Annotated in this window: 1 protein-coding gene (cut by a window edge); it reads left to right on the forward strand. The window is 72.4% G+C overall.

All coding sequences use genetic code 11. The features are described from left to right. Positions 1 to 12,155, forward strand: the beginning of a protein-coding gene (locus ASF40_RS10685; RefSeq protein ID WP_157549620.1) for a hypothetical protein. The gene runs 16,765 nt beyond the window's last position; 12,155 of the gene's 28,920 nt are visible here — the first part of the coding sequence; the start codon lies at positions 1 to 3; its stop codon lies beyond the right edge, outside the window.

Genomic DNA, 12,155 nt, shown 5'->3' on the forward strand with positions numbered 1-12,155 from the left:
ATGGTTTGGGGTGAGGGAACGAAGCGCTCTCAGAGCGCAGCGTTCGGAGTGCTCGCGTATGCGACGGCGATCGCCGTCGCCGTGAGCATTGCGATCCCCTTCGGCACGCCCGCGAGCGCTGCCGCCGCGACGGTCACCGTCGCGCGCGAGTCCGCCCCGACACCGGCATCCGCACCCGCCGCACCCGAGCTCACGGTGAGCGGCGGGCAAGCGGCACCAGCGTCCGGCGAGATGGTCGGGCAACCGGCCGCGCTCGACGTGCGGCCCTTCGAGGCGACGGACGTCGCGCCGACCGAGCCCGCGCCGGCCGAGACGACGACGCCCGCCGAGCCCGCGCCCGCGCCGGAGCCGGCTGCTCCCGCGCCGGATCCTGAGCCCGCGCCTGCGCCCGATCCCGCCCCGGCGGTCGATCCCGCGCCGGCCCCGGTCGAGCCCACGGTCGTCGACCCGGCACCGTCTGCTCCCGCCCCCGCTGACCCCGCGCCCGCGGCCCCGGCCGAGCCTGCTCCGGCGGCCCCCGCGGCGCCCGCCCCGTGGGTGGTCACGATGTCGGGCACCTCGTCGTTCCTGGTCTTCCACGGCGACGGCACCGTGACGTTCGAGGGCGTGACACGGGCGCTCTCCGAGATCTCCGTGATCCGCGTCACCGGCACGTCCGGTGACGACACCTTCACGATCGACTTCGGCGGGACCGATCCCGCAATCACGATCGGGTTCGACGGAGCTGCCGGATTCGACACGCTCGCCACCCGTGGCGCGGGCGGCTTCACCTCGCAGCCGACGGACGGCTCGAGCGGCGTGATGCTGTTCGGTTCGACCCGCGTCGAGTACGCCGGCATCGAGCCCATCGTCGCCGACAACGACCCCGGCGCCGGTGTCGGCTTCGCCCTCGCCGACGACAAGGACGACGAGGCGATCCTCGAGGCGGGCCCGTCGGCAGGCCAGCTGCAGCTGCGCAGCGCCAACGGCACCTTCGAGACCACGACGTTCACCGCGCCGGTCGGCACGGGCACCGTGCTGAAGATCACCGGCGGCGGAGGACGTGACTCGCTCACCATCGCCGACGTGCTGAACCTCGGGTTCGCCGCGTTCCTCGCGGAGTTCGAGACGATCACCGTCACCGGCTCGCTGAGCGCGGGTGACATCACGCTGACCGCGGCCGAGAGCAACACCGACGGCATCCCGGTGAACGTCCCCGACTGCACGGACTTCGACGACTTCAGCCTCACGGAGTGCCTCGACCACGACGCCGATGCATCGGTGATCGTGGACGGCGGGTCGCTCACCGCGACCGGTGATGGCGGGGCGGCCACCGGCGGCATCACCCTGACAGCCACGGCCACCGTCGTGCCCGACGCGACCGCCGGCAGCGCCTACCTCGTGCTCGCCGATGCCGACGCCGTCGTGGACGTGCGCGGCGGCGCGACGATCACGGCGACCGGCGACTTCACGGCGACGGCCACGTCGACCGTCGGCCCCGTCACCCTCATCAAGGACTACGGCGACGCCGCGTTCGTCACCTCGAACGCGTCCGCCACCGTCGGCGGCGACGCGGTCGTCGACGTCGACGGCGCGGCGACGATCTCGGCCACCTCGACGGTGGACGTCGGAGCGACGCCCCAGACCGATCCGTCGAAGGACGAGGACCCGCTGTCGAGCGACTTCGATGCGGCGGTCGCGATCCTGAGCGTCACGGCGATCGCCCTCGGGAAGGTCACGGGGAACGCGCGCATGATCGTCGGGGGAGCGCTCGGGATCGCGGCCGCGAACAGCGCCACGCTCAACGCCGTCGGCGACGCGCACGAGGCATCGAGCGGCGCAGGTGTCGCGATCGCGCACCTGTCGCAGACCACCGACGCCGCCATCGACTCGACCAACACGACCGGCTCGACGGCGGGCTCCCTGGCGATCCTCGCGTCGCAGACGGCCGACGTGACCGCCACCGCGAAGGCGAGCCCCGGCGGCGCGTCGCAGAACAACAAGAACTCGAACGGCGCCGGACGCGGCAACGGCCAGGCGAGCACCAGCGACGGGGGCATCGGCATCTCCGGCGCGTTCGGCATGGCGCTCACCGACTCGCACACCACCGGCCGGATCGTCGGCGCCAAGGTCGTGACGACCGGCACGCAGAAGGTCACGGCGCGAGGGAAGAACACCATCGCCGTCACCGGCGACGGCGGCACCACCACGGGCAGCGGCGGCGCGAGCGGCAACGGCGTCGGGATCGGCATCGCCCTCCTGATCACCGACCTCTCGACCCGGGCCTTCGTCCAGGGCGGCGCGATCGATGCCGCCGGCGGCCTCACGATCGCCGCCGAGGGCCCCGACGTCGGGCACTCGTCGTTCACCGCCACCGCAGTCTCGGGCAAGAAGACCTCGGGCGGCTCGATCGCCGTGGCAGGATCCTTCGCCCTGGCCAAGATCGACGCGCTGACCTCGGCCACGATCGACGGCGCCGGCTCCTTCGCGAACCGGGCCGTGGCCATCACCGCTCGCGGCGCGCACAAGAGCACCGCGAAGGCGACGGCCAAGCAGGAGCTCGGCGGCGACAACGGCAGCGCCGTCGGAGCCGGGGCCTCCGTCGCGCTGAGCCTCGTCCGCGACGACATCGTGGCGGCGATCGGCGCAGGCGCCGCGCCTTCCGGCATCGGCGTCCTGACGATGACCGCGACCGGCGCCGACGACGCCACCACGACGACCGTCGGAGGATCCGACGGCGGCACCAGCGCGACCCTGACCGGCGTCGCGAGCATCGCGATCCACAACGTCCGCACGTTCGCCGGAGTCCTCGCGGGGCCGGCTCTCACGCTCGGATCGCTGGCCGCCACCGCCACCCAGACCGCCAAGGCGACGACGAGCGCCACCGGCGCGACGAACGCGGGCGCAGGATCGTCGCTGGCCATGACCATCTCGTTCGCTCTGACGTCCGCAGATCACGAGGTCGAGGCATCCGTCGCCCGTGCCGTCACCGCGACCGGCGACGTCGGGCTCACCGCCGACGGCACGTCCACGACGGCCACGGCCGCCGAGGCGAGCGCCACCGGCGCGCCCGCCGAGAACCAGGGTGGCGGCAACGCCGGCAGCGACAACGTCAACACGAAGTCCGACGCGAAGCTCGGCAACGCCGCGGGCCGCACCAGCGGTGGCGCGGGCGGCGGCTCGACCACGCCGCAGGCGAAGAACGAGGACGGCACCAGCGTGAGCGTCGCCGCCGCGATCGCGTTCAACCTCGTCTCCTCGGTGGCGCGCGCCATGCTGCTGCCGGGCGCGTCTCTCGCCACCGGCGGGACGGTCAGCTTCGTGGCTCGGGCCGACACCGATGCCTCGGCCTCGGCCAAGGGCACGGCGACGAACTCGTCGACCGTCGGCATCGGCGCCGCGGTCGCGGTCAACAAGGTCACGATCACCACCGAAGCCGGCGTGGGCGTCGGCGCGGGCGTGCAGGCGTCGGGTCTCACGATCACGGCTCAGATGAAGGACGCGGGAACCCACACCACGCTGGCGGTCGCCGAAGCGGGTGCCTCGCACACCGACGGCACGCTCGGCGTGGCCGCGGCCTTCGCGCTCAACATCGTCAACGAGAGCACGCGCGCTGTCCTCGACGCCGACGGCTCGAACTCGCCCTTCCCGGGGCCCGGGCCGATCCCGGGCGTCGTCATCACGGGCGGCGGCGCGGTGTCGATCAGCGCCGGGTCGAAGTCGAACGACAAGGCCTCCGCGAAGGCCACGCAGTCCGGGGACGGCACCGTCGGCATCGGCGCCGCCGTCGCCCTGAACCTGCCGACCCACCTGGTGTACGCGGGCATCAGCCAGGCCGCCGACCCGACCCGCGGCCCCCCGCTCACCGGAGCAGGCGCCGTCAGCATCACCGCCACGCACGATGTCGTGCTCACCACCGAAGCCGAGGCCGGCGCAGCCTCCGCCACGGTCAGCGTGACCCCCTCGGTCGCCATCCTCCTCGCGGTCATCCGCACCAGCGCCTCGGTCGGCAAAGGCTCCGCTCCGCTCAGCGCGTCGAGCATCACCGCCTCCGCCACCCAGACCGTCACCGCCGACACCACGGCGAAGGGTTCGACGGTCGCAGGCAGCACCGCCGGCATCGGCATCTCGCTCGCCCTCGCCATCCTCGACGACGTCTCGTCCACCTCGGGCAGCGACCGCAGCCTCACCACCACCGGCGCGGTCTCGTTCACCGCGACCCAGCGCATCGACGCCAAGACCACCGCGAAGGCCGCAGCCCAGGGTGCCAAGCCCTCGGAGGGCAAGGACTCCGGCGGCAAGGACGTCAACGAGAAGGCCGACGACAACCTCGGCAACGCGAAGTCCACGAAGTCCGCCAACGGCGGCGGCAGCACCTCCACGACGCAGACGCCGAAGGCGGCGACCGGTCAGAACTCCAGCGGCTCCTCGAGCGGCAACTCGGTGTCGATCGCCGGCGCGATCGCCATCGCCGTCGTCTCGGGATCGGTGACGGCGCGGTTCGCCGACGGCATCGCCGTCGCGGCAGGCGGAGCGGTGTCGCTCATCGCCCGCGGCGACACCGACTCGCTCGCCGATGCACGCGGCGACACCGCGACGAAGGGCTCCGTGGGTGTCGGGGCCGGCGTCGCCGTGCAGGCCGTCGACATCACGGTCCGTGCCACGACGGGGGCATCGGCGATCACGGCGACCGGGCTCACCGTGATCGCCGAGATGCTCGACGGCGACACCGACGACGTCGTGCGCCGCTGGAACGACGTCGCGAAGCGCTGGGAGACCGTCGAATCCGGCGAGCAGCTGCCGGGCCCGAGCGAGGGCGATCTGATCTTCGTCAAGACGAACGCCGACGGTGACGACGCGTCGGGCGGCGACGACGGGCTGTACAAGTACTCCGGCGGCAGCTGGAGCATGGAGACCGACGTCAGCCTCACCGGCACCGTCGACGCGCTGCCCGCCTCGGTCGTCAACGGCAACTGGTATGTCCTCGACGCCGAGAAGGACGGCCACCCGGCCGGCAGCGTCTGGAAGGGCGAGGGCGGCGCATGGGTGTTCGTCACGAAGAACACCGTGGTCGAGAAGTCGCAGCTGCCGACCGACCAGATCGCCGAAGACACCTGGTTCGAGCTCACGAAGGCCGACGGCGCGAACACGGTGGGCTTCTACAAGCGCAACGGCAGCCACGCCTGGGTGAAGCAGAACGGCGTCACCGTCGGCGACGGCGACACGCTGCCGACGAGCCCCGCCGCCGACCAGCTGTTCCGGCTGTTCGAGCACGAGATCGTGTCGACCGCGCGCGCCGGAGCGAGCAAGTCCACGAGCGTGGGCGTCGCCGGCGCCCTCGCGATCAACGTCCTGAGCAGCACCATCGAAGCGCTGGTGCCGGCCGGAGCCGTCGTCACGCTCTCGTCCGGAGCATCCGTCATCCGCGCCCAGAGCAACGAGCGCGACGCGGCCACCGCCACCAGCAAGGCGAAGGTGGGTTCGGCGACGGGCGTCGGCGCCTCGTTCGCGCTGCAGGTCATCGACGGCAGCGACGTGACCGCCCGCATCTCGGGCGGCTTCAGCGGGGGCGGTGCACTCACCGTCTCGGCCGCCGGGTTCCGCGACCTCGCGACCAAGGCCGAGGGCGGCACCGCGGGCGATACGGCGGTCACGCCCGTGGTCGCCCTCGTGATCAGCGTGGACGACCACGTGACCGCGCGCATCGCCGGCGGCGCCGCGACGGTGCAGACCGGCGCGGTCGTCGTGCGGGCAACGCACGTGACGTGGATCGCGACGGAGGGCAACGCGGATGCGGCGGGCAAGAGCACCGCGGTCGGCGCCACCGTCGTCGTCAACGCGGTCGTCGGATGGGACACGCTCGCCGAGATCGCCCGGAACGTGCAGGGGACCGCGGTCACCGTCGAAGCGCTGTCGGAGGTGCGGTCCGAGGCGAAGGCCGTCGCGAGCGCGAAGGGCGCCGAAAGCGGGGGCAAGTCGGGCGACGACGAGTCGAAGGACGCCGTCGGCGGCTCGAACCCGAACACGCAGGGCACCAAGAGCGACACGAACTCGATGCCGACCTCCAACGGGGGCACGAACGGCTCGAACGGCGCGTCCGGTGCGAACGGCCAGTCCTCGAGTCAGTCCGGCACCGGCAGCGGGTCGACGCAGGTCGGCGCGGCCGTCGCGGTGAACTGGGTCGTGGCGACGAGCACGGCGCGCATCGCCGCGAACGTGACCGTGACGGCGCTGAGCGGCGCGGTCACGGTGCAGAGTCTCCTCGCCGCGAACGCGCGGGCTCTCGCGATGGGATCGGCCATCGACCTGCAGTCCAGCGGCACGCGGGTGGGCGCCGCCATCAGCCTGAACGTGCAGGACATCACGACGCGCGCCGAGATCGGCACCGATGCCACGGTCAGCGGCAACGGCGGCGTGATCGTCCGCGCCTCGACCCCGCTCGTGTCGAACGCGCCGTCGCGCGACGATTTCGTCGCCTGGGCCTTCGCAGCCGGAGGCGGCCAGAGCACGTCGTTCGCCGGCAGCGCGGCGGTGCAGATCCTCCTGCTCACGACCGAGGCGAAGGTGGGCGCGGGCGCGACCCTCCAGGCGGCGAACGGGGCGATCACCGTCTTCGCCGGCCAGCGCTTCGGGTTCCAGAACCTCGCGATCGCGGGTGCGCTCTCCACCGACAGCGGTGCCGCCATCGGCGGGGCGTTCTCGGTCAACTACTTCGAGATCACCACGACCGCGGCGATCGAGTCGGGCACCGCGGCCGGCTCCGTCACGACGACGAACGCCGCGGGCGCGACATCCGTGTCGGCCACCTCCACGATCGAGCCGCTGGTCCCTGAGGTGCCGAAGCCGCTCGCCGGCAAGATCGACTGGCTGAAACTGTCGTCGGTCGCGATCGCCGGCGGTGCGAGCAACGACGGAGCGGCCGTCACCGGCGCGTTCATCGTCGACATCTTCGACATCGACACCCGCGCCTGGATCGGCGACGGCGCGCAGGTGAACCAGACGATCGCGGGCGGCGCCGGTCAGTCGGTGACGGTGCGCGCCGAGGACTCGCTCGACGTCGTCGACGTCGGCGGCACGCTGGCGCTCAGCCAGAGCTCGGCGAGCGTCGGCATCACCGTCGTCGTCGTGGTCGCCAACTCCAACGTGCGGGCGTGGATCGGGTCCTCCGCCGATGTCGACGCCGGCGGCTCGGTCACCGTCGAGGCGAAGGGCACGGAGGACTGGTTCCTCCTCGCGATCGCCGGCGGCGTGAGCCTCAATTCCGTCGCCGTGACCGGCGCGGTCATCGTCTTCGTCTTCGACCAGGGCGGCTCCGACCCGAAGGTACGTGCCCACATCGGCGCGAACAGCACCGTCCACGCGACGGGCGCTGTGACCGTGGCCGCGAGCCGCCAGATGGAGGCCGACGTCGCGGCGGGCAACCTCGCGATCGGCGGCGGCTCCGCGGGCGTCGGAGCATCGGCCGTCGTCGTGGTGCGCGGCAGCACCGTGGAGGCGGAAGTGGGCGCGGGCGCCGACGTCCAGGCGGGCGGCGCGGGACTCACGGTCTCGGCCACCCAGTCCGCGGATCTGCTGCTGCTCGCAGTCGGCGGCTCGGGCGGCGGCACGGCGGGCGTCGCGGGCTCCGTCGTCGTCAACACGACGACGGACGTGACGAAGGCGAGCCTCCTCGGCAGCGTGAGCCAGCCCACGACGAACGTGGCAGTGAAGGCGCAGGACGACACGACGATCCTGTCGCTCGCGGGGCAGCTCACCTACGGCGGCACCGCCGGCGTGGGCGCGGGCGTCGACGTCGAGGTGCTGAACAAGACGACCGAGGCCTGGATCGGGAAGGATGCCGTGGTCCGGGGCTCCGGCAACCTCACGGTCGACGCCACCTCGACCGAGGGGATCGACTCGATCTCGGTCGGCGGCGGCTTCGGCGGCACCGCGGCGGTCAACGTCAACGCCGGTGTCTCCGTCATCAACATCACGACACGCGCGTACGTGCAGGACGGCACGTCGGCCTCCGACCGCGCAGACCTCGAGGTGTCGGGGAGCGTCCGGCTCGCAGCATCCGATCGCCTCCGTCTCAACGTCATCGCGGGCAACATCTCGGGCGGCGGCACCGCGGCGGTCGGCGCCGCGGTCGCCGTTCCCGTGGTCACGAAGAGCACGCGGTCGTTCATCGGGGCGTTCTCCCGCGTGATCGGCCTCGGCAACGGCTCAGCGCTCGACGTCGTCACGGGCGGGTACACCGTCACGACGCAGGACACGCGTTTCGACCCGTCGGTCGCCCTCGAAGGCGGCGGGGTCATCAACCTCGGCTTCGCGCACGGCTTCCACAACGGCGACGAGGTCATCTACGACTCGGGCTACGGTGCGAACATCGCGGGGCTCGACGACACCCCGGGCGACGAGGTCACGCCGCAGCAGGTGTACTACGTCGAGGTCGTCGACGCGTTCCGCGTCAAGCTGCACCAGCAGCAGAACCTGCAGGACGCGGCGATCGGCGTCTCGGGCGGCACGGGCGAGAGCCACCGCCTCATCCCGACCGACCAGGCCGGCGTCCGCAAGGACGACTCGCTCCGCTTCAACCCGCTGAAGCCCGGCGCGATCGGCGCGGGCGGGCTCATCACGCTCCCGTACGATCACGGCTTCAGCGACGGCGACACCGTCGTCTACAGCTCCGGCGGCGGCCTGCCGATCTCGGGCCTCATCGACGGCGGAACGTACTACGCCGAGACGAGCGGTCTCGCCGCGAACCAGCTGAAGCTGCGGAACAAGCCCGAAGACAAGGGCGGCGTGATCCTCACCGGACTCGGCACCGTGAACACGACGGGTCGCGGGCACAGCATCGTGAAGAGCGGCGTCACCCCCGGCGGCGACGCGAGCGCCTACGGGCCGCGGGTCGTCGAGCTGTCAACCGACACCTTCCGCGGCGTCGCGGTCACCGCGAGCAGCAGCGACGACATCGCCGTCGTCGGCATCTCGGCCGGAGTCGCCGGCACCGCGGCGGTCAACCTCGCCGGTGCGGTGAACGTCGACAACGTCCACACCTACGCATGGATCGGCGACAGCGCGCGCGTCAACTGCAACGCGGACTGCAGTGCGGCGACGGCCGGATCGAGCACCGCACAGAGCGTGCTCGTCGCGGCGGCGAGCCAGTTCTACCACCTGGGCATCGCCGGGGCGCTGTCGATCGCGGGCAGCGCCGCGGTGGCCATCCCCGTCGGCGTCCGCGTCGTCAACCTCAACACCCGGGCCCACGTCGGCAGCGGTGCGATCGTCCGGGCGCGCGGCGACATCGCCGTGACCGCGCGGGCGAAGGACGCCGTCGTCTCGGTCGTGGTCGGCGCCGGCGGCGGCACGGTGGGCGTCGCGGCCACGGTCGCCGTCTCGATCCTCAACACCAAGACGTACGCCTGCACGGGCACGCCCGCGGGCGACGCCGCGACCTGCACCTCCGGCGGAGCGACGCTGCGCGCCGGCAACAACGTGCTCGTCCTCGCGAGCGACGACACGAAGGCGATCCTCATCACCGCCGCCATCGCGGGCGGAGTGGTCGGTGTCGGAGCAGCCGTCGGCATCGCGCTGCTCACGAAGGACACGCAGGCCTCTCTCGGCGCAGGATCGGTGGTGGATGCCGCGGCCACGGGCGCAGGGCTCCCCGATGTGTACGCGGGCACGATCACGGGCGACCGCTTCGACCGCTACGGCGTCGGCACCCCGTTCCACGGCGTCGCCATCCAGGCGTCCAGCTCCGAGGATGTCTTCGGGCTCGTGCCGGCGATCGGCGGCGGGTTCGTCGGCGTCGCAGGCGGCATCGCCGTCACGCTGCTCCGCGTCACCACCAAGGCCTTCATCGCGGCCGGCAGCCTCGTGAACACGCTCGCCGGAGCCTCCGCCGCGCAGTCGGTGAACGTGTCGGCGGTCGACCGCTTCAAGTCCCTGACGATCGCCGGCGGCGCGGCGGGCGGATTCGTCGGCGTGGCGGGCGGCATCGACATCGGCATCGCCGACACCAGCGTGCAGGCGGCGATCGGCACCGGCGCCACGGTGCAGGCGAACGACGACGTCGAGGTCTTCGCGCTGTCGGTGAAGGACGTCAGCTCGATCGCGGTGAGCATCGCGGGCGGCGCCGTGGGCCTCGCGATCTCGCTGTCGATCTGGGCGATCGGCGTGCAGCAGTCGGGCACCTACCACCAGGCCGACGGCGGCCGGTTCCGGGGCGACTACAGCTCGACGGTCGCGAACGACGCCGACCTGTTCTACCTCAAGGGCGACGTCGTCACCCACGGCGGCAAGCGCTGGGCGGCGACGATCGACCACGCGAACGACACCCCCGGCACCAGCGGCGAGTGGGAGGGCGAGACGGATGCTGCGCCCACCGCGAAGGACAACACCGACGAAGCCGACTCCATCGCCAAGGGCGACGGCGGCTACAAGGACGCGCTCAACGGCACCACCAGCACGCGGACCTTCACCGCGTGGAGCAACGCGGTCTCGTACGACAAGGACGACGCGAGCTCGTACGTGACCTTCAACGGGCACAAGTACCGCCCCACCGGGAACTCCACGACCGTGGGCGCCTCGCCCGAGGCCAAGCCGTCGGAGTGGGTCATGATCGACGGCGAGGAGAAGACGAACTCGCGCGTCGGCGCCGCCATGGCAGGCGCCTCGTCGGGCATCGCGGGTGCCGCTCCGACCACGGGACTCACCGCCGACGCCCTCGCGATCCCGCCGGCCGGCGGGACGACGGCATCCATCGACGGCATCATCAGCGCGGGCCGGTCGGTGCGCGTGTGGGCGATCGACGACCTCGAGATCCTCGGCATCGCGGGTGCGATCGGCGGCGGCTTCGTCGGCGGCGGCGGATCGGTGCTGGTGCTGAACATCCGCAGCAACACCGAGGCATCCGTCGGCCAGAACGCCCAGATCACGGCGGGCGCGGGCGGGTCCGACGAGATCAGCGTGCGCGCGGTCATGACCGAGCACGGACTCGGCTTCGGCCTCGCCGCAGGCGGCGGCTTCGTGGGCATCGGCGGTCAGGTGACCGTGATCAAGGACACCAGCCGGCAGTTCGCACACATCGACTCCGGGGCGCAGCTGCGCCGGGCCGGGGGCCGGGTGCTGCTCGAGTCCGTCGCGAACCGCTCGCTCGAGGTCTACTCGATCGGTGTCGCGGTCGGTGCGGGAGCCGTCGGGTTCGCCATCGCGTACGTCAGCGTCGACGGCGACAACCGCGCGGTGAGCGGCTACGACCCGGCGACGGCCCTCGAGAACGGCACCGTGGCGGTCGGGGCAGGCGGCGTGGTCGGAAAGTACGAGGCGAAGGTCACCGACAACGTGACGGTGACGGCACTCGGCATCTCGCTGGCGGGCGGCGCGGTCGGCATCGGCGGCGTGCTCACCTTCGTCGAACTGGGCGGCACGGCGCGCGCATCGGCGGCGCCCGTCGGCACGATCGGCGCGGGCGGCGTCTCGGTCACGGCCGACGGCACCCGGACGGTCGGCGTCACGACGCTGAACGTCACGGTCGGCGCCTTCGCGCTCGGTGTGACGGTGGCGCGCGCGAACTCCTCGCGACACCTCGAATCGACGCTGCGCGGGAACACCACGACGACCGGGCAGGTGACGGTCCGCGCGACCGCCGACAACGAGGCGAGCGTGACGGCGCCCGCGGGCGGTGGCGGAGGCGTCAGCGTCCAGATCCAGGTCGTGTTCGCGGTGCTGTCGGGTCACACCCTCGCCGAGGTCGCCGGAAGCATCACGAACGCGTCGGGCATCACCGTCGAGGCGGATGCCGAGAACCGGGCCACCTCCGACACCTTCATGGGCGGGATCGCCCTCATCGGACTCGCCGGCGCGTGGGCGAGCGTCGAGGTCACGTCCGGTGCGTGGGTGCGTGCGACCGTGGCCAGTGGCACGCTGAACTCCACCGGCATCATCGCGGTGACCGCGAAGACGCACGGCGACGGCAGCTTCGCGAAGGCGATCGTCGACGCGATCTCGGGCGGACTCATCGACCTCAAGGCCATGATCGCGATCGCCGAGGTCGACAACGAGGTCGCCGCGACCATGAACGGCGCCGTCACCGGGGCGACGGCGGTGCGGGTGCGCGCGACCGCCGGCAGTACCGCCGAGGCACGCGTGCTGACCGCGGCCATCGCGCTGGTGAGCCTCGCGATCGGCGC

It is taken from the genome of Microbacterium sp. Leaf288, assembly GCF_001422925.1.
Lineage (GTDB): Bacteria > Actinomycetota > Actinomycetes > Actinomycetales > Microbacteriaceae > Microbacterium.